Origin of the sequence: Citrobacter sp. Ct235, assembly GCF_030332305.1 — a bacterium.
Classification (GTDB): domain Bacteria; phylum Pseudomonadota; class Gammaproteobacteria; order Enterobacterales; family Enterobacteriaceae; genus Citrobacter_A; species Citrobacter_A telavivensis.
This window is the reverse complement of sequence record NZ_JAOWIC010000037.1, coordinates 18,403-43,638: the sequence shown is the minus strand read 5'-3', so window position 1 is coordinate 43,638 and position 25,236 is coordinate 18,403. Positions and strand designations below refer to the sequence as shown.

At 51.4% G+C, this 25,236-nt stretch carries 35 protein-coding genes, 2 tRNA genes and 2 pseudogenes; 28 read left to right on the top strand and 11 right to left on the bottom strand.

All coding sequences use genetic code 11. The features are described 5' to 3' along the window. Positions 1 to 41: 41 nt before the first annotated feature. From proB to OGY35_RS04090, 3 genes are all read left to right on the top strand, one after another. Positions 42 to 1,145, top strand: a complete 1,104-nt coding sequence (proB, locus tag OGY35_RS04100; RefSeq protein WP_152405771.1) for a glutamate 5-kinase — start codon at positions 42 to 44, stop codon at positions 1,143 to 1,145. Between the two features lie 11 nt (positions 1,146 to 1,156). Then, entirely contained in the window at positions 1,157 to 2,410 is a 1,254-nt protein-coding gene (proA, locus tag OGY35_RS04095) for a glutamate-5-semialdehyde dehydrogenase (RefSeq protein WP_286631486.1), read from the top strand. A gap of 114 nt (positions 2,411 to 2,524) precedes the next feature. Then, positions 2,525 to 2,600 (top strand) — tRNA-Thr (locus tag OGY35_RS04090). A gap of 14 nt (positions 2,601 to 2,614) precedes the next feature. On the opposite strand, the gene OGY35_RS04085 is transcribed toward OGY35_RS04090, so the two are convergent. The 11 genes and pseudogenes from OGY35_RS04085 to OGY35_RS04040 all read right to left on the bottom strand — a co-directional run bounded on the left by OGY35_RS04085 (position 2,615) and on the right by OGY35_RS04040 (position 10,203). Continuing rightward, a complete protein-coding gene (locus OGY35_RS04085; protein ID WP_251032508.1) occupies positions 2,615 to 3,772 on the bottom strand; it encodes a site-specific integrase in 1,158 nt (385 codons plus the stop codon). Then, positions 3,655 to 4,002 (bottom strand): helix-turn-helix domain-containing protein, encoded by a 348-nt coding sequence (locus tag OGY35_RS04080; protein WP_251032506.1) that lies wholly within the window; start codon positions 4,000 to 4,002, stop codon positions 3,655 to 3,657. The genes OGY35_RS04085 and OGY35_RS04080 overlap by 118 nt, the downstream gene beginning before the upstream one ends. A 47-nt stretch (positions 4,003 to 4,049) precedes the next feature. Next, the gene (locus tag OGY35_RS04075; RefSeq protein WP_152951859.1) at positions 4,050 to 4,289 is read right to left on the bottom strand and encodes a DUF4060 family protein; all 240 of its coding nucleotides are present in this window, start codon (positions 4,287 to 4,289) and stop codon (positions 4,050 to 4,052) included. A 41-nt stretch (positions 4,290 to 4,330) separates the two neighbouring features. Then, positions 4,331 to 5,413 carry a RecT family recombinase gene (locus OGY35_RS04070; protein WP_286631485.1) on the bottom strand — a complete coding sequence of 361 codons (1,083 nt, stop codon included), beginning with the start codon at positions 5,411 to 5,413 and terminating at the stop codon, positions 4,331 to 4,333. 10 nt (positions 5,414 to 5,423) lie between these two features. Next, complete coding sequence (locus OGY35_RS04065; RefSeq protein WP_286631484.1) at positions 5,424 to 8,432, bottom strand: RecE family exodeoxyribonuclease; 3,009 nt, start codon at positions 8,430 to 8,432, stop codon at positions 5,424 to 5,426. Positions 8,433 to 8,578: 146 nt separating this feature from the next. Continuing rightward, positions 8,579 to 8,930, bottom strand: a pseudogene (locus OGY35_RS04060) (DNA breaking-rejoining protein). 21 nt (positions 8,931 to 8,951) lie between these two features. Further along, positions 8,952 to 9,116, bottom strand: a complete 165-nt coding sequence (locus tag OGY35_RS04055) for a YdaE family protein (RefSeq protein ID WP_286631483.1) — start codon at positions 9,114 to 9,116, stop codon at positions 8,952 to 8,954. Between the two features lie 9 nt (positions 9,117 to 9,125). Further along, a complete protein-coding gene (locus OGY35_RS04050) occupies positions 9,126 to 9,323 on the bottom strand; it encodes a DUF1482 family protein (protein WP_286631482.1) in 198 nt (65 codons plus the stop codon). After that, entirely contained in the window at positions 9,323 to 9,523 is a 201-nt protein-coding gene (locus tag OGY35_RS24535) for a hypothetical protein (protein ID WP_080070728.1), read from the bottom strand. Before OGY35_RS24535 ends, OGY35_RS04050 begins: the two co-directional genes overlap by 1 nt. Continuing rightward, a complete protein-coding gene (locus tag OGY35_RS04045) occupies positions 9,520 to 9,783 on the bottom strand; it encodes a hypothetical protein (protein ID WP_286631506.1) in 264 nt (87 codons plus the stop codon). The genes OGY35_RS24535 and OGY35_RS04045 overlap by 4 nt, the downstream gene beginning before the upstream one ends. A 6-nt stretch (positions 9,784 to 9,789) precedes the next feature. Continuing rightward, positions 9,790 to 10,203 (bottom strand): transcriptional regulator, encoded by a 414-nt coding sequence (locus OGY35_RS04040; RefSeq protein WP_082195349.1) that lies wholly within the window; start codon positions 10,201 to 10,203, stop codon positions 9,790 to 9,792. A 115-nt stretch (positions 10,204 to 10,318) separates the two neighbouring features. On the opposite strand from OGY35_RS04040, the gene OGY35_RS04035 reads away from it, so the two are divergent. From OGY35_RS04035 to OGY35_RS03915, 25 genes and pseudogenes are all read left to right on the top strand, one after another. Beyond that, the gene (locus tag OGY35_RS04035) at positions 10,319 to 10,546 is read left to right on the top strand and encodes a transcriptional regulator (protein WP_042997807.1); all 228 of its coding nucleotides are present in this window, start codon (positions 10,319 to 10,321) and stop codon (positions 10,544 to 10,546) included. Positions 10,547 to 10,580: 34 nt separating this feature from the next. Then, complete coding sequence (locus OGY35_RS04030) at positions 10,581 to 10,901, top strand: CII family transcriptional regulator (protein WP_160377055.1); 321 nt, start codon at positions 10,581 to 10,583, stop codon at positions 10,899 to 10,901. A gap of 333 nt (positions 10,902 to 11,234) precedes the next feature. Further along, on the top strand, positions 11,235 to 12,161 hold the full coding sequence (locus tag OGY35_RS04025) for a phage replication protein O (RefSeq protein ID WP_152951854.1): 927 nt from the start codon (positions 11,235 to 11,237) through the stop codon (positions 12,159 to 12,161). Then, positions 12,145 to 12,834 carry a replication protein P gene (locus OGY35_RS04020; RefSeq protein ID WP_240874400.1) on the top strand — a complete coding sequence of 230 codons (690 nt, stop codon included), beginning with the start codon at positions 12,145 to 12,147 and terminating at the stop codon, positions 12,832 to 12,834. Before OGY35_RS04025 ends, OGY35_RS04020 begins: the two co-directional genes overlap by 17 nt. An 11-nt stretch (positions 12,835 to 12,845) precedes the next feature. Beyond that, positions 12,846 to 13,559, top strand: coding sequence for a hypothetical protein (locus OGY35_RS04015; RefSeq protein WP_286631481.1), 714 nt, complete (start codon positions 12,846 to 12,848; stop codon positions 13,557 to 13,559). Then, a complete protein-coding gene (locus OGY35_RS04010) occupies positions 13,556 to 13,783 on the top strand; it encodes a hypothetical protein (protein WP_286631480.1) in 228 nt (75 codons plus the stop codon). Before OGY35_RS04015 ends, OGY35_RS04010 begins: the two co-directional genes overlap by 4 nt. Beyond that, the gene (locus OGY35_RS04005) at positions 13,780 to 13,959 is read left to right on the top strand and encodes a hypothetical protein (RefSeq protein WP_061070299.1); all 180 of its coding nucleotides are present in this window, start codon (positions 13,780 to 13,782) and stop codon (positions 13,957 to 13,959) included. The genes OGY35_RS04010 and OGY35_RS04005 overlap by 4 nt, the downstream gene beginning before the upstream one ends. Positions 13,960 to 14,091: 132 nt before the next feature. Beyond that, positions 14,092 to 14,430 (top strand): annotated as a pseudogene (locus tag OGY35_RS04000) (dATP/dGTP pyrophosphohydrolase domain-containing protein); the annotation flags it as partial. A gap of 26 nt (positions 14,431 to 14,456) precedes the next feature. Further along, positions 14,457 to 14,714 carry a hypothetical protein gene (locus OGY35_RS03995; protein ID WP_286631505.1) on the top strand — a complete coding sequence of 86 codons (258 nt, stop codon included), beginning with the start codon at positions 14,457 to 14,459 and terminating at the stop codon, positions 14,712 to 14,714. Continuing rightward, complete coding sequence (locus OGY35_RS03990; RefSeq protein WP_286631479.1) at positions 14,711 to 16,690, top strand: DNA cytosine methyltransferase; 1,980 nt, start codon at positions 14,711 to 14,713, stop codon at positions 16,688 to 16,690. Before OGY35_RS03995 ends, OGY35_RS03990 begins: the two co-directional genes overlap by 4 nt. A 143-nt stretch (positions 16,691 to 16,833) precedes the next feature. Continuing rightward, positions 16,834 to 17,067: a DinI-like family protein gene (locus OGY35_RS03985; RefSeq protein ID WP_152951849.1), complete on the top strand. Its 234-nt coding sequence runs from the start codon at positions 16,834 to 16,836 to the stop codon at positions 17,065 to 17,067. A 412-nt stretch (positions 17,068 to 17,479) separates the two neighbouring features. Then, positions 17,480 to 18,082: a DUF1367 family protein gene (locus tag OGY35_RS03980; protein WP_061069733.1), complete on the top strand. Its 603-nt coding sequence runs from the start codon at positions 17,480 to 17,482 to the stop codon at positions 18,080 to 18,082. A gap of 5 nt (positions 18,083 to 18,087) precedes the next feature. Beyond that, positions 18,088 to 18,288 (top strand): hypothetical protein, encoded by a 201-nt coding sequence (locus OGY35_RS03975; protein WP_042999741.1) that lies wholly within the window; start codon positions 18,088 to 18,090, stop codon positions 18,286 to 18,288. A 2-nt stretch (positions 18,289 to 18,290) separates the two neighbouring features. Then, on the top strand, positions 18,291 to 18,581 hold the full coding sequence (locus OGY35_RS03970) for a DUF1364 domain-containing protein (RefSeq protein WP_286631478.1): 291 nt from the start codon (positions 18,291 to 18,293) through the stop codon (positions 18,579 to 18,581). After that, a complete protein-coding gene (gene rusA / locus OGY35_RS03965; protein WP_284885679.1) occupies positions 18,578 to 18,940 on the top strand; it encodes a crossover junction endodeoxyribonuclease RusA in 363 nt (120 codons plus the stop codon). Before OGY35_RS03970 ends, rusA begins: the two co-directional genes overlap by 4 nt. Next, complete coding sequence (locus OGY35_RS03960; RefSeq protein ID WP_286631477.1) at positions 18,937 to 19,077, top strand: YlcG family protein; 141 nt, start codon at positions 18,937 to 18,939, stop codon at positions 19,075 to 19,077. The genes rusA and OGY35_RS03960 overlap by 4 nt, the downstream gene beginning before the upstream one ends. Continuing rightward, a complete protein-coding gene (locus OGY35_RS03955; protein WP_286631476.1) occupies positions 19,074 to 19,763 on the top strand; it encodes a bacteriophage antitermination protein Q in 690 nt (229 codons plus the stop codon). The genes OGY35_RS03960 and OGY35_RS03955 overlap by 4 nt, the downstream gene beginning before the upstream one ends. Positions 19,764 to 19,860: 97 nt before the next feature. Then, a tRNA-Met gene (locus OGY35_RS03950) sits at positions 19,861 to 19,938 on the top strand. Between the two features lie 192 nt (positions 19,939 to 20,130). Next, positions 20,131 to 20,460 carry a phage holin, lambda family gene (locus OGY35_RS03945; protein ID WP_081097267.1) on the top strand — a complete coding sequence of 110 codons (330 nt, stop codon included), beginning with the start codon at positions 20,131 to 20,133 and terminating at the stop codon, positions 20,458 to 20,460. Next, complete coding sequence (locus OGY35_RS03940; protein WP_061069738.1) at positions 20,447 to 20,872, top strand: structural protein; 426 nt, start codon at positions 20,447 to 20,449, stop codon at positions 20,870 to 20,872. Before OGY35_RS03945 ends, OGY35_RS03940 begins: the two co-directional genes overlap by 14 nt. 64 nt (positions 20,873 to 20,936) lie before the next feature. Then, on the top strand, positions 20,937 to 21,818 hold the full coding sequence (locus OGY35_RS03935; RefSeq protein WP_061069739.1) for a DNA-methyltransferase: 882 nt from the start codon (positions 20,937 to 20,939) through the stop codon (positions 21,816 to 21,818). A 52-nt stretch (positions 21,819 to 21,870) separates the two neighbouring features. Further along, positions 21,871 to 22,152, top strand: a complete 282-nt coding sequence (locus OGY35_RS03930) for a hypothetical protein (protein WP_061069740.1) — start codon at positions 21,871 to 21,873, stop codon at positions 22,150 to 22,152. 73 nt (positions 22,153 to 22,225) lie between these two features. After that, a complete protein-coding gene (locus tag OGY35_RS03925) occupies positions 22,226 to 22,768 on the top strand; it encodes a hypothetical protein (protein WP_286631475.1) in 543 nt (180 codons plus the stop codon). Between the two features lie 337 nt (positions 22,769 to 23,105). Continuing rightward, positions 23,106 to 23,873: a hypothetical protein gene (locus tag OGY35_RS03920; protein ID WP_353655473.1), complete on the top strand. Its 768-nt coding sequence runs from the start codon at positions 23,106 to 23,108 to the stop codon at positions 23,871 to 23,873. Then, positions 23,839 to 25,236, top strand: a complete 1,398-nt coding sequence (locus OGY35_RS03915) for a PBSX family phage terminase large subunit (protein WP_192477545.1) — start codon at positions 23,839 to 23,841, stop codon at positions 25,234 to 25,236. The genes OGY35_RS03920 and OGY35_RS03915 overlap by 35 nt, the downstream gene beginning before the upstream one ends.

The window sequence follows — 25,236 nt, the reverse complement described above, 5'->3', positions numbered from 1 at the left end:
TCGTTTACTATCATTTTCCCTATTTTGAACGGCAGAGAATCATGAGTGACAGCCAGACGCTGGTGGTAAAACTCGGCACCAGTGTACTAACGGGCGGATCGCGCCGCCTTAACCGTGCCCACATCGTAGAACTTGTTCGTCAGTGCGCGCAGCTGCATGCCGCAGGACATCGTATTGTTATCGTCACGTCGGGCGCTATCGCTGCCGGGCGTGAACACCTGGGATACCCGGAACTGCCTGCGACCATTGCCACCAAGCAACTGCTGGCTGCGGTTGGGCAGAGCCGACTGATTCAACTGTGGGAACAGCTGTTTTCGATTTACGGCATTCACGTCGGGCAGATGCTGCTGACGCGGGCGGATATGGAAGACCGGGAGCGCTTTTTGAATGCGCGCGACACCCTGCGTGCGCTGCTGGATAACAATATTGTTCCGGTAATCAATGAGAACGATGCGGTTGCCACGGCGGAAATTAAAGTGGGGGATAACGACAATCTCTCCGCGCTGGCGGCGATCCTCGCCGGCGCAGACAAACTGCTGCTGTTAACCGACCAACAGGGGCTGTTCACCGCCGATCCGCGTACCGATCCGCAGGCTGAGCTGATTAAAGATGTCTACGGGATTGATGATGCGCTGCGCGCTATTGCCGGCGACAGCGTGTCGGGGCTGGGAACGGGCGGCATGGGTACCAAGCTGCAGGCCGCTGACGTCGCCTGTCGCGCCGGTATCGACACTATCATTGCCGCTGGCAGCAAGCCGGGCGTGATTGGTGACGTGATGGAAGGCATCTCTGTCGGGACCCGCTTCCACGCGCAGGCTTCTCCACTGGAGAACCGCAAGCGCTGGATCTTCGGCGCGCCGCCTGCCGGTGAAATCACCGTGGACGAAGGGGCGACGGCGGCTATTCTGGAACGCGGCAGCTCCCTGTTGCCAAAAGGCATTAAAAGCGTGACAGGCAACTTCTCACGTGGTGAAGTGATCCGTATCTGTAACCAGGAAGGGCGCGACATCGCCCACGGCGTGAGCCGTTACAACAGTGACGCGCTGCGCCGAATTGCCGGACACCACTCCCAACAGATCGACGCGATTCTGGGTTATGAATATGGCCCTGTCGCCGTCCATCGCGATGACATGATTACCCGTTAAGGAGCAGATAAATGCTGGAAAAAATGGGCATTGCTGCCAAAGCGGCGTCGTACAAACTGGCGCTGCTCTCCAGCCGCGAAAAAAATCGCGTACTGGAAAAAATAGCTGATGAGCTTGAAGCACAAACGGAAACTATCCTGAACGCGAATGCGCAGGACGTAACCGAAGCGCGCGCGAACGGTCTGAGTGAGGCGATGCTCGATCGCCTGGCGCTAACGCCTGCGCGGCTGAAAGCAATTGCTGATGATGTCCGTCAGGTCTGTAATCTGGCGGATCCGGTCGGTCAGGTGATTGACGGGGGACTGTTGGACAGCGGGCTGCGTCTGGAGCGTCGCCGCGTGCCGCTGGGCGTGATTGGCGTCATTTATGAAGCGAGACCGAATGTCACTGTTGATGTCGCCTCCCTGTGCCTGAAAACGGGTAATGCGGCAATTCTGCGCGGTGGTAAAGAGACATACCGCACCAATGCGGCCACCGTACGCGTGATCCAGCAGGCGTTAATCTCCTGCGGTTTACCGGAAGCGGCGGTTCAGGCAATTGAAAGCCCCGACCGTGCGCTGGTGAATGAGATGCTGCGCATGGATAAATACATCGACATGCTGATTCCTCGTGGTGGCGCGGGTCTGCATAAATTGTGCCGCGAGCAGTCGACCATTCCGGTGATTACCGGCGGGATTGGCGTTTGCCACATCGTTGTCGACGATAGCGCAGAGATTGCTCCGGCGTTGAAGATTATCGTCAATGCGAAAACGCAACGTCCAAGTACCTGTAACACGGTAGAGACGCTGTTGGTACATCAGGACATCGCTGCGCGTTTCCTGCCCGCGCTGAGTCAGCAGATGGCTGAGAGCGGTGTGACGCTACATGCGGATGAGCGCTCGTTTGCCCCGTTGAGCACGGGCCCCGCGAACGTGGTGGCGGTTAAAGCGGAAGAATTTGACGACGAGTTCCTGTCGCTGGATTTGAACGTCAAAATTGTCGCTGACCTGGATGACGCCATCGCGCATATTCGCGCGCACGGCACCCAGCACTCCGACGCCATCCTGACGCGCACCATGCACAACGCGAACCGTTTTGTGAATGAAGTGGATTCGTCTGCGGTGTACGTGAATGCCTCCACGCGCTTCACTGACGGCGGTCAGTTCGGTCTCGGGGCGGAAGTCGCCGTCAGCACGCAAAAATTACATGCCCGTGGTCCAATGGGGCTGGAAGCGCTGACTACCTACAAGTGGATCGGCTTTGGTGACGACACGATTCGTGCCTAATTAACGCCGGGTGATGCAAAATCAGCCACTTGATTCGCAAGGCTATTGACGCATCACTCGGTTAGTTTTAACCTTCTACCCCGTGTTCACACTCGTGGGCATGTCCTCATCAGGGCCGATATAGCTCAGTTGGTAGAGCAGCGCATTCGTAATGCGAAGGTCGTAGGTTCGACTCCTATTATCGGCACCAACAACCACGCGGCTTCACGCGATATTCACCAGTTCAGCAAAAGTGCCTTGTGCCATATTTGTGCCATTCCCCGCCAGGAATGAGTCGATTTGCATGGCATGTTGCGTCAGGTGATTTGGTGCCAGATGTGCATAACGCTGCACCATCTCTATACTCTCCCACCCGCCCATTTCCTGTAGTGCACTGAGTGGTACGCCGGACTGTACAAGCCAGCTTGCCCAGGTATGCCTCAGGTCATGGAAGCGGAAATTTTCTATCCCAGCCCGCCTTAACGCTGCACGCCATGCCGTGTTAGCATCAGACCGCATTTTGCGTACTGCCTTTGTTCTGGTTCCATCCGGGCGAACAGATGATTCAGTGTGAACAAAGACCCACCGGTTATGTTTCCCCAGTTGAGCCCGCAGGACCTTGCAGGCCGATTCATTCAGGGCGACCCCAATCGCCCTTCCTGCTTTCGCGTCTTCCGGATGAATCCATGCGACCTTCCTTTGCATATCAATTTGCGACCACTCCAGATCGGTGATGTTCGATCTGCGCAACCCCGTCGCCAGTGCAAAAATAACAACAGGCTTCATATGCTCGGGAAGCTCCCGAATGAGGTTTGCCGCTTCCTCTTTTGTCAGCCAACGGATTCGTTTGTTTTTTGGTACCGGGCATTTGATGTTCGGTGCTTTGGCGATCCATCGCCATTCGTTGGCTGCGCATCGTAGCAGGGCACGTATGAATGCTAGGTGCGTAGCCTTTGTTGCCAGTGATGCCGGCTTATCCTTAAATTCAGGAACAGGCTTACCCTTGCGCAACAAGCTGTCGCGTTTGGCCTCCCAGTTCATTCTGTGCTTACGGTTAACCATCGTACTCACTGCTGACAATATTTTGTCTTCAGTGATATCTGACAGGTTCATTCCTTTGAAGTGCATCCTCCAGAATCCGATCCGGCTTTTGTCATCATCCAGACTTTTCTTGTGCTGCTTTTCATTAAGCCAGCGAACGCACGCTTCATCGAACGTTCTCGGCTTAAACTCTCCCATCTTATCAACTCGCCAGGCTTCGGCTTTCAGCTGGTCATAGAGCTCCTGCGCTTGCCTTTTGTCCGTTGTCCCAAGAGACCGTCTAATTCGACTTCCACTAGGCGTAACGAAGTCGCAGTGCCACGTACCGGCACGTAGTTTGATTGACATGCTTTATCCTCCTGCACATCAACCGCATTCACAGGTTGATTGTGGATCGGGTTCTTCACAGCCGCAATACAGTCTGTTTTACAGATTAGGTATGGGCTTTTTTTCTTATGCGGATTTTTTCGGGTGGCGACCAGACGACCGGACTTAATCCACTGGGCAATCGTGCCTTTATCCACTTTCAGGAAGGCTGCGGCCTCATCTCTGGTGAATACTTCTTCTTCCATCGATGTTCTCCTGTGGCCCCGACCGGGGCCGTTATTGATTATTTAATTCAGTTATACTGCCCGGGCAGTGTTCGCAGGCGCCGCATTCCTGTCATAGCGGTCGCCACATAGCTCTTATGGCGGTTGACCACTTCTACCCAGATCTTCACGCCGTCCACGTTCACTGTGTATGTTTCCTTCCTGTCACTGCGACCATAGTCACCGTATCGTTCAACATGCTTTGCCAGTGCTGCATCACATGCCCGGCGTCCCAATGGTGATTGTTTACTGCGATTGATAAGGCGCATAAGAACCCCCAGTGAGGGAGGCGTTACCCCTCCCTATTCAATTAGCCGATGTATTCCGGTTTCATGTCGTCAAGAGTTATGCGGTACTTATCGTGCAGTTCGTCACCAAGATGCCGTTTCGCTGCGGAGAGTTTTTTCTCTACCACTTCAAAGCACGTTGCAGCGTCTGGTGTGCCAGGCTGTGGCAGACCGTTGATTGCTTCATCAAGCATGGCGCGATGCTTAACCAGGTGATAACGGCGGGTAGCTTTATTCTTCAACTCAGTGAACAGTGCCGTACCTAATGCAGGTTTTGCCGTATTGATATCGTTTCCCACAGCAGTTGCATCTTCCAGCGTCTCAGCCGAATCAATGCGCGCACGGAATTTCTCTGCAGCATCATCGATATTTACATCAGCTTCCTGCGTACTGGTGGTCTGCAGGTTATCTGCATTAATATCTTGCATGGTGATGCTTTGGGTGCTCTGGGTGGGGTTGATAATCTTCTCTTCCCGCTCATCGAGTTCGTCTGGCGTATAGACGCCAAGAATGACGTCAGGGCAGAAAAGGCGAGCCCAGCGCTTCACTGCGAGGTAAGCAAGTTGCTGGCGCGGATCGTCAGCCCAGAGAGTGGAATTACGAACGCGTGCCTGAGCAAGCAGCAGGTCGAGTTCTCGCGGTTGATCCTCACCTTTCAGGCGCGCTTTGATAATGATGCCGATACCTTCTTCATCAGCCATTGTCCAACCCGGTACGCGGTATTCGCCTTTTTCACCTTTTCTGATGTTGAACTTGCCGATGACCTTTTCCCATGGGCCATACCATTCATATTCAAAACGGCTTGCCAGTACGCCACTGCGGGAAATAACTGCGTTAACCAGTTGTGCTTCGTAACCCAGAACGCCATTGATCAGGTGCGTTTTCTGCGCCACAGCGAAAGGATTCATCTGCCATTGTGCAGCTTGCATAGCTACTGCCATGCAATCTGCTGCATTACCCTGCAGATGGCGAGGAACCGTTGCAGCCCCCTGAGACATCATCTGAGCAAATGCACTGATAGCGTTCAGGTACTGCGAGTCAAACAAAGCAATGTTTGAGTTAACTACTGCATTCTGATCGGCAACAGTTATGTTTTTGTTTTCCATAGTTTCCCCCTTAAGCCATTTCACGCAGCGCATCGAGACGGCGCAGATCGTAATCGTTCAGTTCGTCGGTATAGTCTTCAGTTATCGGTGCTGGCCATTCGCCAGTGTCCATGGCGTTCGCGATGGAACGAATCGTCTGGCAATACTCAAGCTTTCCGAGTTCCAGCAGTGATTCCGAAGCCCACACAACAGCCACCCAGTGATAACCCTCGTCTTTGTTCACGAAGATCCAGGCGAATTTGTCCAGATCGGCAACGTTGCAGTACATACCGGCGCTGAGGTGGTAATCACGCATGGTTATTTCGCGGTGAAGCCGCGATTTCAGGGCATCTTCCTTCACATCCCACATGCTGATTGTTTTCAGGTCGAAGCCGATACGCAGACCTTCGTACTCGAGTTCAACATCCGGTCGAACACGGATTTCAAGCCCGGTGTCGTCATCAATGCCGAAATAGCTGACTTCAACGGCGCGTGTTGGGTTTTGCAGTAACTTACCTGCCTCAGGGTGGGCATAGAGCGCAGACTGGATAGCCAGCGCGGTAGCGTATTGCTGGCGGGTAACAAGGATTTTATCGCCTGGGTTTTCTCGCCATGCGTCAAGCAGCTCGTCGGCAAACACTGTGTCAGGCTTGACGGATTTCACTGCCTGAATCAGATCCGCTTTGGTGCCAGATACTTTCAACGGTTGAGGTTTCTGTGCTTCCTGCGCAACGAGATCAGGATTGATGATTGCCAGTTGCTCCAGTAGCGTGTCGCGGCTACCGCTGGTTTTCATTTGCGCCGGCAGAGTGGCGTTGTATTCCCTGATGCACGCCTTCATTTTGGCTGCTGTAACTTTTTGGCCTTCGTCCACTCGCTGGAATTCAGGCGGTAACGACATGTAGCTTTCGCCAGTCTGGGTAACATCATCGCCTAAAGGAATTGGCTGCGGCAGGGTGGCGTTGTATTCCTCCAGGAACCTTTTAATATCGTCTGCGCTGAGCTGCACCGGCAAACCATTGTTGTAGTCGTCGATAACTGCGCGGATCGTTGCTGTCGTCGTGAGAGCGCCTTCCGGGATAACCGGTTCAATGCTGAACTCTTCATCCAGAATTTCAGGCTGTAACGCCAGCGCATGAACCAGATTTCCCATATCCAGAACTTTGGAGCGTTCTTTCTTGATGGTTTTAGATACGTGGCGCCCGTCGTAATACATCAGGCTCACTCGTGCGTCTTTTACCATCGTTGAACTGATACCATTTGCGGCGTGATAAACGTCGTTTGGCACACCTTCATAACGGCCAGGCTCGAAGTATGACGGCCACTCCGGTGCTGGTTCATCCAGTTGCGTTTCCGGCGCATTTTGTTGCGCTTCTGGTTCAGAATGGTTTACTGAGTCGGCATTTTGGTGCGTTTCAGCCTGACTCTGGTTCAGAATGGCTTGCTCTCCGGCATCTGCTTCTTCACCATTCCCCAGATTACTTTCGCCTGTGTACAGCGCATCACCAGCCTGTTTTTCATCACCGTTAGTTTCTTGAACCTGCACATTGCTGGTGGTCTCCGGATCCTTTTTAGTGCCATGAGTCGAAGAGTTCTTGATTAAAGCGGCAGCGTCAAAAATGCCATCGGCAGCTTTTTCCGGTTGCGTGGTCTGCTGGCTTGTCTCTGTCTTCACCCATTTCGGATCGTTCGGGTCGCTGATTCCTTCAACGTAATCACCACGTGAAGCCGCAAGGATTTTATTCACTTCTTCTGCTGTCACCTTCTGAGGCATTGGCATTGATGAGCGACCGCAGGCGATATCAACGATCATTTCATCCGGGTGTGCGTGGTCGGTTTCAGTCATGACACGATTTAGATACTCGCGATGACGGAAAGGAGATTTAAACAGTTCCTCTGGTGTTGTTTTTACCGTAGCGACATTGCAGGCGCGGGAGTAATCCATCCCACCAAGCATTTCTTCAAACAATTTGCAGGTCGCAATAAATTCATCGAGTACGTTATCTTCCCCTGAGCGGGAGAGATTCATAATGGCGTTGGCTTCAACATCGATCTCGAAGGAAGGGCTGTAAATATCGAACTCTTTGTTACGGGCGATCAGGCCAAGTGCTATTTCATATTCGAGCCCGGTTTTTGTCAGTGGAGTAAGACGGTCAGTCTTATTACCGCCACCGGCGTTCGCGCCAGATGGTGTGCGATTAATTTCAGACACACGATTGCCTTTCACCCATTCTTTAACGAGCAGGCCACGATCGATGTATTCTGTATCAACAAATGCTTGTGCAAAATTCATCATCAAATGCAGGGTGTGTCGTTTGTCCTGTGGGAAAATTCGTTTAAAGGCGTCAGTAAATTTCCACAGGTTTGGAGTATCCAGCTTTTGAATGGCTGGTACGTTATGGCAGGCAAGCAACATGTCCTGGATATAACTGTTACTCATGTCCAGTTCAAGGCGGCTTACTTCGGCGAGCTGTACCGGTGTCACGTGATGTGAGAATGCATCATCAAGAATGAACTGAGAGAGTATGCGGTGGCGTTCGCTCATTCTGGCGACCGGCTGGTTCATTTCCTTTTCCACTTCCTCCATCAGTTCGCCGTTGACGTTGTAAGCGTAAGCAGGGAGATCTCCAGGCTTTACAGCGTTATCTTCGTTGCCAAAGGTTTCTGTATGGTCTTCCAGCACTTCGCCTGTTTCGGTATCAACACCGTCAACGATACGCTGACGGGCGGCGGCAACGGCTTCAGATGATGGCAGTGTCACGCCTGGAATTTGCGCCCAGGTCATGTTGTCGCTGCCGAGCTGGTAGAAATCGCAAAAGGTTAAGCTCAATTCGCCTTCCGGCGGCAGCTCGTTGACGACAGGGAAATTAGTAGCGACAGCTTTGAAATAATCTTTCAGCTTTGCGCCAGATTTAATCAGGAGATAATCCAGCGTGGCATTTGCCGATTCGAAATCATCACTGCACCAGAGAACAGCATCTTTCTGGCCTGATGATTTTTTTGCTTTGCGGACTAAAAATACAGGATTAGTTCCACTCATTGCTTTGTCCTCAATAAATTGTGTAGAATTAATACCGTGTAGATAAGAGGTGCTTTAATGACACCTCTGATTTACCAGGTAGAAATGTCCGGTTCGCTTTGGTCGGTGAGACCGGACATGGCGGGCCCACTTCGGTGGGCTTTCGCTTAATTAACGGTGCTGAAAACTTTTTCTGAGTAATCGAGTTTGTAGCTGCGGTAGTTACCAAACCCGGCGTTATCGCCATCACTCACTTTCACGGACAGTATTGAAATTGCCTCTACAGCGCAGAGAGGACAGTCGAACTTGCCAAGCACATAGCCACCGTCGAGAATGACTGTTGTTTCACCGTTTGTAGTTGAGTGAATAACGCCTGATACTTTCTTCTCGCAGTTGAATGCAGCCACTTCTTTATTCACTGCTTTCAGGTTCATTTCGATTTTTACGATTTCCATAAAATCTCCAGTTATTAAATTAAGGGTGTAAGAAGCCGCACCAAATTAATGGCGAATTTTTCATTTCATATTTCAGGACTGCTATTTAACTTTCGTGCGCCATCTGGTCGTATTCAGCGCATTGCTTAGAGCAATATTCTTTTTCTTTCTGTGCCAACTGTGGGCCGTTGAGATAGAGCAATACGTTTTTTACTTCCTTGCCTTGCTCAATGGACTTGTTGCAGTAAGCGCATGACCTTTCCTTTTCCACTTTTCCCCCTCAGAGATTTACGCCTTCCCCCGCCTGAACTTCATCGGCGCGGATAATCTTCTCAACCGGGTAACAATTGGTGACGCTGCTTTGCTCACTTGCTGCCGACAGACACTCTCTTTCACTTCCAAAAACACCAATAACAGCTTCCTGGTAATCACCATTTGTCATGGCGATCGTCAGCACTAATGCGTACAGAGTTCCCATCAATGTGTCCCCGCCGGTACAAGATTTGGTTCAATGGTTCGTGAGGCATACGGTCGGCGAATGTTGCGCAGATTTCCCTGCGGTTCGTGCCAGTAAGTGCCGTCTCGGTAGTCAAATGAAACCTGCCATGCTGCGCCAGTACGGATGTTCCGCATTGGTACAGCGCGCCCGCTGTTAGGAATTGAGCTGGTTGCTTTCATGACAGAGCCTCTTTAAATTCTGCGAAGCTCAGTGCTTCCTCGCCTTCGGCGAGACCTTCAAAGTATTCCTCGTATGCCTTTGCCATACTTTTCCCCTTGCCGTCTTCCCGGCTGCCAGAACGTTTATCACCTGACAACGATGCGCTTGTTGTCGATGGGATAAACATTACAAGTAATTCTAGAAACTGTAAAGTGGATTTATAGAAAAACTTTAAATTGAGGGTGTAAAAAAACAGCACATAGCGAATGCTGTGCTGCATGAAAGGCTAGTTTGATATGTTTTTTATAATGTCAGCAACGTCACCTTTAAGTAGATCAAGCTCTTTCAAAACACCCTTTGCGTGGACGATAAGTCTGTTTTTCTCAGCTTCTGGCATTTGGTTAAACAAAGCCAGTAAAGCCTGTTCTTTATCATCAAGAGGAGTTGTTCTGGCTAATTCCTGCAATTCCTCCTCACTCGGCTCCTCGCCAGGTGGTAGGAAGAACCAGTGGCCAGGTTTGCCTGTGGCAGCAGAAAGCCGTTTGAGGCGCTCCCCTCTGGCAGTTGTGTCTCCGCGAGACCATTGGTGAGTTGCTTGCGGACTAACTGCAACCCTACGCGCCAGCTCAGATAAATTCCAGCCAGTAAGTTTTAGGATCAGTTGAATCCGATAAGCGAAGTTTTGATTTTCTTCTTTCATACCATTCATTCTACAAGGCCGCCTTGCGAACATCACTTCAAGTCTTGTTCAAGAAAAACTAGAAACTCTTAAAATTTGCATGTATAGTTTTTCTTGAAATTGTTAAGGAGACTATATGACCCCTGAATTAAAGCGTCAGATCTGCGCACTCACGACACAAACGGAAATTGCTAAACGGCTTGGTACGACGTCTCAGGCGGTGAGCCTGTGGCTAAACCATGAAGTTCCCGCGCATCGAGTGCTCCCGATCTGCAAGTTACTGGACTGGAAAATCACCCCTCATGAGGTTCGTAGCGATATTTACCCAAACCCCACCGACGGGTTGCCAGGCCAACAGGATTAAACCGCACACCAATTCATACAGAGGATATTCAACTATGGAGAACGCAATAGCACGAAAGTTAGATCCGCCAGTTATCAACCCGATTGAGATAGAGAGCGTTCTGCTCAACCGGCTTTCGTTAGTTGGTCAGAAGTCATATGCAGAGCATATGGGCATTAGCGAGTCGACAGCCAGCAGACGTAAAGCTGAGGGGCATTTCAGCAATATGGCGAAAGAGCTGGCATTTCTGGGGATCCAGGCTGCTCCACCGGAAGCGGTATTGGTATCCCGGGAATATCTGGCGTCAGTTGAAACTCTCGCGGATATAGGGCTGAAAGCAGAACGAGCAAGGCCTGGACCGTTAGGGTGGGATTAATCCATGAATCATATGGAATTTATAGAAAAGCACGTCCGGGAAGAGTTAATCCGGCAGGGCTTCACTGCGGCAGTAGCGCAGGGGGGGGGCATTTCAGGCTGTCGATATGTACAAGCGCATGAGCCAGGCGAGCAGGAAAGGGAGGATTTTTGATGATGTTTTACGCCACGCGAAATTATGGGCTGAGAAACAAACATTGCCGGCGGATCGGTTTGAATCGAAACGCGCTAAACGTGACAGGCAAAAAGGACTGTTATGAAAAGGTGAAAGCCGCGGTGCTCGAACACCAACGGCTTTCGGGTGCAAAAACGGTAGGTAATTGCGGAGATGAGTATGTCAAATACCGCTGAAGTTATCAATTTCCCCATGAAAACCGAACAAGCAGGAGGTCACATGGCCGACCTGTCCAACGGGTACACCAGGATCGCAAATGAGATTCAGAAGCTGAAACCGCGCCTTCGCATGTCAGGGCGGGAATGGCAGTGCCTTGAAGCGGTGATCTGGCTTACCTACGGATGGAATAAAAAACAGGACCGGGTTACGAATACAGTAATTTCAGGTCTGACCGGTCTGTCAGATTCGCATGTTTCTGATGCGATCAGGTCTCTGGCTGAACGTGGAATTATTTTCAGTCATAAGCAAGGCGTGATGAAAATGGTTGGTATAAATACTGAGCTATCTGCCTGGATTTTAGACAAACCGAAAACGGGAAAAACCTTCCCGAAATCGGGAAAAGTCTTCCCTAAAACGGGAAAAACCTTCCCGGAAACGGTAGACACCCAAGACTATAACAATAACAATATTAAAAGATCATCGTCAGAGAATTCTCTCGAATCCTCTGGCGACCGCCTGAAAAGATTTTTATCTACCCATCCTGATGCTGCAATTTACACCCCCAACTTCACTAAATGGGGAACAGTTGCAGACCAACAATGCGCAGAGTGGATCATCGCTCTACTTGAAAAAGTAAAACCCTTTCCAAAGAAACCCAGTCTCGTGTCCTGGGCTAACGACGTACGTCTAATGCGAGAACTGGATGGCCACACCCATCGGGAGATCTGCGAGTTATTCCTGTGGGCAAGCAGAGACGCGTTCTGGCATACCAACATCCTTTCTCCTGCAAAGCTGCGCGCCAAGTGGGACACACTCAGTCTCCAGCGTGAGGCTGCTGGTCGCCGTACGATAACCAGTTCCTCTCAGGTTATCGACTTCAACAACACAGACTGGATAAACGAGGTGTTCGATGGAAAGACTATCTGAGCAGCTTATGAATTGCGATCGCGAGACCTTTCTCCGCATTGCTCACGACATGCCAGAAACGCCAGCAGAACGTCCACAAGCTGAGCAAACGGCTGAAATATTCAATGCCTTGTTCAGTGCCTTACGTGCAGCATTCCCCGCTGCAATGGCAGGATTCCGGGAACAAAACGATTTCAACGAATTACGTCGGCAGTGGGTCCTGGCTTTCCATGAAAACGGGATCACCACCATGGAACAAGTTGCCGCTGGAATGCGCGTTGCTCGTCGCCAGGAAAAACCATTCCTGCCATCGCCTGGTCAGTTCGTTGCATGGTGCAAGGAAGAACGCTGCCTGCTTGGTATCACCGTTGACGACGTGATGGCTGAGTACTGGAAATGGCGCAGGCTGGTTTTCCGCTATCCGACCAGCGAGCAATATCCATGGCCAGCACCGGTTTTGTATCACATCTGCATTGAGCTTCGTCGCCAGAGTACTGATCGGCAAATGACCGAGAAGGAGCTGCGTCAGGCAGCCTCAAAAGTCCTGGCTGGATGGGAGAAGAGGGCTGCCGAAGGTAAACCCGTTCCGCCAGTCCGCAGAGCACTCGCGGCACCAGCGAAAGCAAGTGGCCCAACGCCAGCAGAGCTGTTATTGGCTCAGTACAAACAACGCAAAGACGCCGGTTTGATCTAACAGGAGACACTATGGAAACCGTAATAAGTGTATTAAGCGTAATGGGAAAAGCGACTGCACGTGAAATTGCCGCGCGCCTGAAAATCGAACCGGTTGAAGCTCTGACTATGCTTCGCGAACAGGAAGAAAGCGGAACTGTGACTTTCATCAACGGCTACTGGGATATTGCAAGCAACGATGCATCAGTTCCGAAGGTTATTACGGCGCCAGCCGTTACCCCGAAAAGAACTACACCGCCGCGCAAAAGCTCCAAAGTTGTGCGCGGAGCCGAACCTTCTCCCGTCACCCCGGAAATGGTTATCGATCTGCTTACCGGAAATGGTTCGATGAACACGTCAGATCTTGCCGAACTGCTCAAACGTAATCCTCGTGGCCTGGGTACAACGCTGCGTCACTTTTCTGACCGAGGGCTGATTGTGAAAAACGGTTCAGGGAAGGGCGTTACCTGGTCCTGTATTCCGACAACGCCGGAAGCAGTTCACATTCCCGCGTCAGAAGTCACTGCCAAAAAGGAGCAAAAATACAATGCCGATGACCTGGCAGAACCGGCCTTACACGGAGCGTGCCCAGATGACCTGCTTATCCCTAATGTCCGTTTTATTTCAAACGAGATCCGCCGGACGAAAGCCAAACTGGAGCGTCTGTACAAACTACGGGATGCGGCGCGCGAAGTGAGCAAACAGAATCACGGATTGAAACGGTTAGGTGGGAGGGTGTCAGCGTGAAAACTATCAAAACGCACACCGGGATCGTGATAACTCGCGACGGGAAAAAACGGCTGAAACTACATTCCACTGAAAACTCATGGGTTGTCGGGCGTTGTGAATCCTACGACAAAACGACTGGTTACCGCTGGGGCGCGCCTAACATGCACCGCCGGTTGCTCTTGGAAAGCATCAAACCAATCAGCGCGGTCGCCGCTGGCATCGATAAGGGGGGACAAGTATGAAGCTGGATGTCACCCCCGCTCAACTTGAAGCAATTAAGCGCCTCACCGATGACTGCGCATCAATGATCGGTAGCGGTGAGGATGATTCAGACAAAGCTTGGGCGCGTTATGTTGGCCTTATTGACCGCATGCTCAAAAAGAACGGTCACGAAAGAAGCTTCAAAAGTGAGGACTAACCCATGACCACTACCAGATTCACCAAAGAGCAGTTAATTGAGATCGCGCAGGAAAACGTTGATGTTTGGCAGTTGGCTATGGATACCGATAGCGGTCGGCAAAAGGAATACGCCGCTATCCGCTTGCGCGTCGCTGAAATCGCGCTGGCATCGCTGGAGGCTGAGAAGGGCGCATCACTCCAACTTCGCAATCTAATCCGGCAGCGCCATGCTGAATGGTCAGATAAGACGTTTGGCAATGTTGGCCCGATTGGTCCACTTAAGCATCTGTCTAAAGAGGCGCTGGAAGCCGCAGCAGAACCTGACGACCTCAGCGAGTGGGCTGACATGCAGTTCCTGTTGTGGGACGCACAGCGGCGCGCTGGTATCAGTGACGGTGAAATCACCGCGGCAATGGAAGAAAAGCTGAAGGTGAATATGGCGCGCCAGTGGCCAGAACCGAAAGACGGAGAACCGCGGCTGCACATCAAAGCGGATCAACAGCAGGAGCACAAGTGATGGATCAGCCACTGCAATACGCAACCAACCGGATTATTGAGCTGGAAAATCTGCTGCTGGTGGATGTTCCTGAAACCGTCTGGCCAGCGGAGGTGAAAATGGTTTTTTCTCAGGTCGAGAATGCCAGTGATCTCCCTTCTCACCACCAGCGACGCCTGCAGCATCACATAAACAGGATGTGGCTGGAGAAAATGCCGGTACCGTCAATTGTTACAGCTGCCCGTTCGCTGGCAAGCGCGATGGAGAATTACGCGTGAGAGAAATCATTGTTGATAATTTTGCTGGTGGTGGTGGCGCGTCAACCGGTATTGAAATGGCGATTGGTCGAAGCGTCGATATTGCGATTAATCACGATGAGAACGCCGTGGCGATGCACACGACAAACCATCCTGATACGTTGCACTACTGCGAATCTGTATACGACGTCAGTCCAAAAGTTGCGACTGCTGGCCGCCCGGTTGCGCTTGCGTGGTTTTCCCCGGATTGCCGCCATTTTTCGAAAGCTAAAGGTGCAAAGCCAGTAGAAAAAGCGATACGCGGTCTGGCCTGGGTGACACTGCGCTGGGGGCTGGATGTAAAACCCAGGGTGATGAAACTGGAGAACGTCGAAGAGTTTAAAACGTGGGGACCGCTACTGGCTGGAGAAATGCGACCAGACCCGGCCCGTACAGGTGAAACTTTTGAAGCGTTCATTGGCATGCTGACTACCGGAATTTCTGCCGATCATCCTGCGCTGGTGGAGTGCTGCGAATTCCTGGGTATTCCTCTCGACAGCGAGGACGCCGCCATGCTGGTAAAAGGTTTGGGTTATGTTGTTGAGTATCGCGAACTTCGCGCCTGTGACTACGGTGCGCCGACGATCAGAAAACGCTTCTTCATGGTTATGCGCTGTGACGGGAAACCTATAGTGTGGCCGGAGCCAACACACGGGGATCCGAAATCACCGGCGGTTCAGGCTGGCAAGCTGTTGCCGTGGCGCACCGCTGCGGAGTGCATCGACTGGACTATTCCAGCTCCGTCGATCTTCGACCGCAAAAAGCCACTGGCAGTGAATACGCTCAAGCGCATCGCGCGCGGCATTCAGCGTTTCGTAATCGACAGCGCGTCGCCATTTATCGTGAAGTGCAACCATACCAGCACCAAAACGCATTACGACTGCTTCCGGGGCCAGTCGCTGGAAGAACCGCTGCAGACAATCACCAAAACCCACGGCTACGCAATCGCGGTACCGCACCTGACGAAATTCAGAACAGGCGCGACAGGGCAGGATGTCACACAACCAGTTCCGACAATCACTGCCGGCACATCGCGGCGCCCGGGCGGGAATGGCCATGCCCTCGGCATCGTTGAGGCCGCGCTTACACCGTTCCTGGCTGGTAACGGTGGCAGTGAGTACCAGGCAAAGCCGCGCCCGCTGGATAAACCCGCTCACACCATCCTGAAACAGTCTCGTGCCTGTCTGGTTGCGCCGGTTATTGCTCGCCAGTTTGGGGCCAGCATCGGTCACCGGGCAGACGAGCCGAGCGCGACGATTACGGCGGGCGGCGGTGGTCATTCACAACTGGTGACGCCAACGTTGATCCAGATGGGTTATGGCGAAAGACCGGGGCAGGACCCGCGCGTGTTGCAGCTTGAAAAGCCGCTGGGGACAGTAACCGCTGGTGGTAACAAGTTCGCCGTGGCCAGCGCATTTCTGGCGAAGCACTACGGCGGCAACTATACGGGGCCGGGCGTCGGGCTGGATGAACCAGTCCACTCGGTGACGACGGTCGATCATCATGCTGTTGTGGCTTCTCACCTGGTAAAACTGCGCGGCACCTGTCGCGATGGTCAGCCCACGAGTAAACCAATGCCGACAGTTACGGCCGGCGGCCTGCATGTCGGGGAAGTCAAAACCACTCTGGCGGTTGACGACTACGACGAATACCGCGCACAGCAGGCACTGGCGTTTCTGCGTGAATACTGCGGCGAGGAATGCACCGGGATGGTCGACATCGATGGGATAACGTACCGCATCGTCGATATCGGTATGCGCATGCTTCAGCCGCACGAGCTTTACCGTGCACAGGGCTTCCCTGACTGGTACATCATCGACCGAGATTATCGTGGCGTGAAATACGCAAAAGACAAGCAGGTAGCACGCTGTGGCAACGCAGTCCCGCCACCGTTCGCTGAAGCGCTGGTGCGCGCCAACTTGCCGGAACTCTGCCAGACGAAAGAAATTGCCGCCTAAAAATATTATTCAATTCAACCCGCTACGGCGGGTTTTGTTATTTACTGCTGACAATAACTTAACAATTTGTGCCCTTAAGACGTTGATCATTTTCTCTCATAGGTATACTGTATAAAAATACAGTATGTGCAATGGAGGCCATTATGAAAGTTGAAATAACCATTGATCGCACTAAAGAACTTCCAAAGGGAGCGCTGCCTGCACTGGAGAAAGAACTGCTGAAGCGCCTTAATCATCAGTATGAGGATTGCAGTCTAATAATTCGGCGGGCTGGTTCTGACGGTTTGAGCGTTTTCGGGGCTGATAAGGACGACAAAAAGAAAATTGAGAAGATCCTCCAGGAAACCTGGGAAAGCGCTGACGACTGGTTTTACTGACATTGCGCTTGGGGCTGGCGCGCATTTATCCGAATACCGCATTGTGTATACCTTTGATGCTGCTGCCGACATTTATAATCGCGTCTGTATGTCGCTCAGGGGGATTACGTGGCGGATATAGCTCAATCAGATCTTGCTGATAATTTTCGGGTGACCATAACTGATGGGAAAGGGCGGGAGGTTCTGTCTTTCGGGATCAAAACAGATGACCGGTTTATCATTTCAAACAGGGATGGGACAGTGACAACCAGAAAACTATCCAGGGATGATCTTTACTGGTCAAAAGACACCATCATGGAAGTCGTCAGGGAAATGACTCCTGGAAATTGACTTATTGCTGCATACACAATCATAATTCACTCACTGGCCTGAACAACCAGTAGCCTGACAATTATGCGCCACGGGGAATACCATGGCGCACGAACTACAACTCATCAAGCAGTCCTCAGGAATTCTGATCCCCGCGACGCCGGAGACCAGCGATATTCTGCAATCAAAAATCAAGCTCGGCGCTGTGCTGGTGGCTGAGTTTCGCCAGGTGAGGAATCCTGCATTCCATCGCCGTTTCTTTGCGCTCCTGAATCTCGGGTTTGAATACTGGGAACCAACCGGCGGCGCTATTTCTTCAAATGAACGCAAACTCGTTAATGGTTATGCCAGATTCCTTGCCTCATACGGCGGAAATGAAAGCGCTCTGCTGGATGCTGCTGAGCAGTATCTGGAGCAGATCGCCAGTCGGCGTATCACGAACGGCATAAGTCTGTGCAAATCCTTCGACGCTTACCGCGCATGGGTGACCGTCGAAGCCGGGCACTATGACGCAATCCAGTTACCAGATGGAACTCTCCGCAAACATCCCCGTAGTATCGCCTTCGCGAACATGGACGAAACCGAATTCCAGGATCTGTATAAATCTGCTCTGGATGTGCTCTGGCGCTGGATATTGTCCCGCACGTTCAACAGCAGGGAAGAGGCCGAGAATGCCGCCGCCCAGCTTATGAGCTTTGCGGGGTGAGGGTGATGAAATATTCATATTTTCACCACACGGAATGTACCAACGAGCAGGCAGAACGCTTGATTGCAGATTATCGGGCTCGCGGTATCAGGACCGAAAAAAGCCTCAACCCTGATTTCCTTACCTGGACGGTCAGCGTGAAATTGCCGGAGTGCGGACGTCCGGCGCGGACGCCGAGAACCTTCCGACAAAAAGGATGGGGATAAGCATGGCTAATCTTCGAAAAGCTGCGCGTGGCCGGGAATGCCAGGTGCGTATTCCGGGAGTATGCAACGGTAACCCTGAGACATCTGTGCTGGCTCATATTCGCATTGCCGGGTTATGTGGCACCGGCATCAAACCGCCAGACCTTATTGCCACCATTGCATGCAGCAGTTGCCACGATGAGATCGACCGCCGTACTCACCTGGTTGATGCGGAATATGCGAAGGAGTGTGCGCTGGAAGGCATGGCCAGAACTCAGGTTATCTGGCTGAAAGAGGGGATGGTGAAATTATGAACCAATACCGTATCTCATTGCCATGGCCGCCGAGCAACAACCGATACTACCGGCATAACCGCGGGCGCACGCATATCAGCGCAGAAGGGCAGGCGTACCGGGATATCGTCGCCAGAATCATCAAAGACTCAATGTTGGATATCGGCCTGGCCACACCAGTGAAAATCCGTATCGAGTGCCATATGCCGGATCGCCGTCGCCGTGACCTGGACAACCTGCAAAAGGCCGCATTCGACGCACTGACTAAGTCCGGGTTCTGGCTTGATGATCAGCAGGTCGATTACTACAGCGTGAAGAGAATGCCAGTCGTCAAAGGCGGAAAGCTCGAGCTGACAATCACCGAACTGGAGGCAGCATGAAGCCAGAAACGCTCGAGATATTCCGCACTCGTTGGCTGCGCCTGCGCATCTACAGACGCCCGGGATCTGTATTGGTGGATTACCGTATCCTTCGTAACTTCGTTCGCATTTATCACCTTGCAGGAGCCACACAATGAACAATCAGCAACTGGAATATGTACGTCAGCAGCTCATTGTGGCGACCGCAGATCTGAGCGGGGCGACGAAGGGGCAACTTGTCGCATTTGCTGAAAACGCGACGTTTGAGGCGACGGCGCGTAGCCGGGGCCGGAAGAAAGTCTATGACGTGCAGAAAAAGCGCATGGTTAACCCCGACGGCCCGCCGATGAGCGGTAGCCAATCCCGCGCCAAGGGATCATCCATCGCGCTGGTAAGCCCGGTAGAGTTTGGCACCGCATCGTGGCGCCGCGCAGTCCTGTCGCTGGATGAGCATCAGAAAGCCTGGCTGCTCTGGACCTACAGCGACAATATCCGCTGGGAACACCAGGAGACGATTGTCCGCTGGGCATGGGAGCAATTCAACCAGCAATTTGCAGGTGTGCGCATTGCAAAGAAAACGGTAGATCGCCTGCGTCAGCTCATCTGGCTGGCGGCTCAGAATGCAAAAGCAGAGATTTCAGGCAGGGAGGGCTGCTTACGTTATGCTCCTGCTTCTATGATCGGAATTAAACCTGATAACTGGAGCCATAACTATTCTGTCTACTGGCGGGCTATGGGGGAAATTTTCCAGGGCCTGGATAGCCAGGCTTTGCTGACGGTTTCTCGATCACGTTCACAACAAAAAACGACTTTTTCGCGGCATGGTATTGCAAAAGTCAATTAAATAGCATACATTTTATGTAAATCTGATATCGTCGCCATAGCTTCGTAGGTCGACAAAGAATTAAGAGCCTCGCTAAATGCGGGGCTTTTTCGTTTCCGGGCCGGAAGCTCATTTGGTATGAGCGGTCCCCTCATAAGGGAAGGGTAGACAGGTTCGAATCCTTCACGGCCCACCAAAACCCAGCCAGGGTATCTTCAGCCGCAGAGCTGACATTGCCACACCCTCACATTCCCGCCTTGAGCGGGTTTTTTATTTCAGGCTCACGGGAATCAATCACTACGTGCTTTGTTGAAAATCCAGCCCGTGAAGCCTGACTCCTTTCAAACACACACAGCACCCGCTAACTATGCGAGGTGAGGCTATGAAAATGAATGACAAAAACCCTGAATTCTGGGCTGCGGTTTTGACCGGACTCAAAAATGCGTGGCCCCAGATTCTGGGGGCGTCAATGGCCGGACTCATTGCCTACGGTCGACTGATATACGACGGTGCCACCCGTAAGAATAAATGGCTCGAGGGCGTCCTTTGTGGCGCTCTTTCTTTATGTATCACCAGTGCACTTGATGTTGTCGGGCTTCCGGTATCGATATCACCCTTTGTTGGTGGCGTGATTGGATTCGTCGGGGTGGACAAGTTGCGCGAGATCGCTATCAGCGCACTTAAAAAAAAGGCAGGAGTGAACGATGACAACCAGTAATGTTTCCCGCGGTATCCGCAACAACAATCCCGGCAATATCCGCTGGGGTGACGAATGGCAGGGTCTGGTACCCAAAGCACAGCGTACAGATAAATCATTTTGCCAGTTCACCACGTCTGAGTATGGTGTCCGGGCGATGATCATCATCCTGCGCAATTACCAGCGTAAGCACGGGCTGAACACGGTAAGCGGCATTATTAAACGCTGGGCACCGCCGAATGAGAACAACACACAGTCGTATATCAATAGCGTGGCTCAGGCGACGGGCGTTTCCCCCGACCAGCGCATCGATACCAGCGACAGTCGTTTCATGATGAAGTTGTTGCAGGCCATCATTAAGCACGAGAACGGCAGTCAGCCTTACGGCTTCGATACGTTTGTTCGCGCAGTCGAACTGGCGTCCAGTAAATAAAGAGATGGACCGCGTGAGAATTGCCTGCTATTCTTCTGGTACTTTAGCTTTGAGGTATTCAGGGATGCTTAGAAAAACGACGATTAATATACATACTGATGATGTGAATCTCTACCAAGGGGACTGCCTCAGTATGTTGTCAATGATGGAAGACTCATCAGTCGACCTGATTGTTACATCGCCGCCGTATGCAGACCAGAGAAAGGGAACCTATGGTGGCATTTCTCCTGACCAGTATGTTGATTGGTTTTCACCTATAGCTGAGCAACTGCTACGGGTTCTTAAGCCCTCAGGATCCTTTGTTCTTAACATTAAAGAAAAAGCCGTGAATGGCGAAAGACATACATATGTTTTAGAACTTATTCTTAAAATGCGAGAGCTTGGCTGGTTGTGGACAGAAGAATACATCTGGCACAAAAAGAATTCATTCCCTGGAAAGTGGCCAAACCGGTTCAGAGATTCATGGGAACGCTGTCTTCATTTCACCAAAAGTAAAAAATTCTCGATGTATCAGGAAGCTGTAATGGTGCCTATGGGAGACTGGAAAAATGAACGACTAAAAAAACTGAGCGCCAGAGATGTAACCCGCGATGAATCTCGTGTTGGAAGCGGCTTCGGTAAAAACATATCTAACTGGAAAGGTAGAGATATGGCTTATCCAACAAACGTGCTCCATATGGCCACCGAATGTGGTAATAAAAGCCATAGCGCGGCATTCCCTGAGTCTCTTCCCGAGTGGTTTATCCGTTTATTCACTGCTGAAGGGGATGTTGTTTTGGATCCGTTTGCAGGTTCTGGGACAACTCTTCTGGTGGCGGAGCGTCTTGCAAGAAAGACAGTGGGTTTTGAATTGCTGGAAGAACACTGCCTTGTTGCAAAAGAGAGACTAGGCCTGAAGAGAAAAAGATTAGGCGGAGTAATAAGTTATAGCAAAAAGGCTGAATAGGCTTCTGGTTTGTGGTAGTTTCCTTCTTGGTTAACCAAAGAAGGAAAAAATAATGTCAGGAACATGCATCATTGACGGATGTGGTAGACATGCAGATAAAATTATCGGTGTTCGTCTGAGACGTGAGCTGGATAATTTATCTGCAATTTGGGCCCACAATACCAATGCTTATTTGTGCGACGAGCATGCAGCGATGGGATTTGATGTTGAAGTAACCTTCACGCCAAGGGACGACAAGACAATCCGAACATCCGTTAGTGATGGTCGCGGTAGTCCTGTTGTTCGCTTGAGGGAAATCACAAAGCCTGTAAACCCAGGTGGAGTGGAAGACTAAAATGGTATCTTAGTAATGCTAACCGCCCTTGTGGCGGTTTTTTTACGTCCATATAAAGCGCGGACTGATAGTTATGATGCTTACATTGACGGGAAAATACTGGAAGCCACTGGCGGTGATGACCATGGTTATCGTTGTCGCCGTGTTGTGTATCCTGCTGGAAAATAGCCGTTCTGATGTCGCTCTACTTCAGAGTGATAACGATGTGCTTCGCAATGACAACTCGCTGCAGGGACAGGTTATTGCCACTCAGGCACTCAACTTCAACCGGTTTAACCAGGTTGCTGAATTCACTAACCGCAACAATTCTCTGATTGATGCCAGCACTGATAAAACTGTTATCGAATACCGGGAGATCCTCCGACGTGAAAAAACTTGTGATCTGCCTGTTCCTGTTGATGTCGCTGGTGGGCTGCTCGAATACGCGAACCGTTTACGTACCGGGGCAATGCACGCCGATTCCGGTAACGCTAACGCAGCCAGTAATAGCACCGCTTCCACCAGCTCGCTGACGTATTGCCAGGCCGTTCTCTGGATTAAGCCGTTACTGGCCACTATTGAAAAAGCGAATAACCAACTGGCTGGCATACGTCAAATCGAGCAGGACCGAAAATGAGCCTTATCCCCTTGTGCGGATAAATTACTAAATATCCCCACGCGAGGATAAGACCATGAAGCATTAAGCGGATTGACCGCAGCCGATAGGCAATGCAGCAGTAGTGATGCTGCTCCGAGTCGCGTAATGGCGAGCCTGTGTAGTGATGGGTAAGGGTTCATAGATAACAATAAGCTCCGGGAAGGCAGCGCGATCGCCAAACGCGCACCGGTTATCAGCGGCGATGATGCGACAGCAACTCAAGGGCATGAGCGTGGCCACTCCGGGAAGTGGCAAAGTATTACAGAAGCTCTTCGCTGAGGGGCTTCGATAATAACAAACAGGCAGGTGATCAGATATGGCAAAACCGGACTGGGGAGCACTGCAACACCAGTTCCTCGCCGAGCATGCTAAATCCGGTATCTCCCCCAAAGACTGGTGTGAAGCGCAGGGACTGAACTACGCCAGCGCAAAGCGCTATATCAAAATTGCGAATGGAACTGCGAATTCGCAAAAAAAAACTGCGAATAAAAGTGCGAATTCGCAGAAGGGGAAAGTCAGTAAACGCCTCATGTTGCCTAAGGGTAAGAACGACAAAGATTGTCCTGAACCCTCAAATTCTCCAGATACGAAACCGATACGCGGCACAAGGCGGTCACCTCCAACCAATCCATTCAAGCCCGGTAATCAGCAAGCTCTCAAGCATGGCGGTTATGCCCGACGTCTCCTGCTCAAAGATGAGGTTATCGAAGATGCCAGAGCCCTGACGCTGGAGGATGAATTATTCCGGCTCCGTGCGAGTAACCTGGTTGCGGCAGAAAACATCGGGCGCTGGATAACCATGCTTGAGGATATTGGCATTGAGGAGGTGCAGGCTCGAAAGGTGCTGATGGAAAACATCAGGGCTGCTGAGAACGCCATGATGCGGAACACCGTGCGAATAGAATCTATTACCGGAACGCTGGCGACAGTTAACAAAATATTCGCTGATACCGATTACCGCGTTGCGGCGACCGATAAAGTGTCTCTTGAGGCAGATCGTCTGCGTCGTGATGCTGGCATTGACGACGGCAACGGAGAACGTGACCTCAATGACTTCTACTCTGACATCCAGACCGACACTTAATCCGGTACTGCGAAATTTCTGGACGACGCAGGCGCGAAACAAAGTGCTTTTCGGTGGACGTTCCTCGTCAAAATCATGGGATGCTGCCGGGTTTGCAATATTTCTGGCTAATAAATACAACCTGCGATTTTGCTGTGCACGTCAGATCCAGAACAAAATTGAAGAGTCGGTTTATACCCTCCTAAAAATACAGATTGAGCGTTTTGGCCTGCGTCATCGCTTCCGCATCCTGAACAATAAAATCATCAACCGGGTTACCGGTTCTGAATTTGTTTTTTACGGACTCTGGCGAAATATTGAAGAGATAAAGTCGCTGGAAGGTATCAGCGTCTTGTGGCTGGAGGAAGCGCATGCGCTGACGGAATACCAGTGGAAAATACTGGAACCAACAATCCGTAAAAGTGGTTCGGAGTGCTGGTTCATCTTCAACCCTGGACTGGTAACTGATTTTGTCTGGCGTAACTTCGTAGTCGACCCACCGGAAGATACTCTGATCCGAAAAATAAACTACAACGAAAATCCGTTCCTTTCTGACACCATGCTGAAAGTTATCGATGCCGCCAGACGGCGCGATCCTGATGGGTTTAAGCATGTGTATGAGGGAGTGCCAGAATCGGATGATGATGCGGCCATCATCAAACTGTCCTGGATAGAAGCTGCAGTAGATGCTCACAAAATTTTGAACTTCGAGCCCAGCGGTCGTAAGCGTATTGGTTTTGATGTCGCAGATAGTGGTGCGGATAAATGCGCCAATATTTATCGCCACGGATCCATCGTGTACTGGGCTGAGGAATGGAAGGCCAAAGAAGACGAGTTACTGAAGAGCTGCCAGCGGACCTATCAATCCGCTATGGAGCGCGGCGCAGATATTGTTTATGACTCAATCGGCGTAGGGGCTTCTGCAGGTGCCAAGTTCTCAGAAATCAACAACGCCAGGCAACTCGAGAATATGTACTCCACAAGAGTAAATTATCAACGGTTCAATGCTGGTGCTGCGGTCCATGAACCAGACGATGAGTACAATGGGATCCCCAACAAGGACTTTTTCGCCAATCTGAAGGCGCAGGCCTGGTGGCTGGTGGCGGACCGTTTTCGTAACACCTTCAATGCCGTGAATAATGGTGAGCAATATCCCGTCGATGAACTGATTAGCATCGACTCATCCTGCCCGATGCTGGAAAAACTCAAGCTTGAACTGACCACGCCGCACCGTGATTTTGATAAAAACGGGCGTGTGATGGTGGAGTCTAAAAAAGACCTCGCTAAACGTGATGTGCCATCCCCAAACATCGCTGACGCCTTCATCATGGCGTTCGCGCCTACCGACACTTCTATGGATGTTTGGGCGAAACTCGGAGAATAA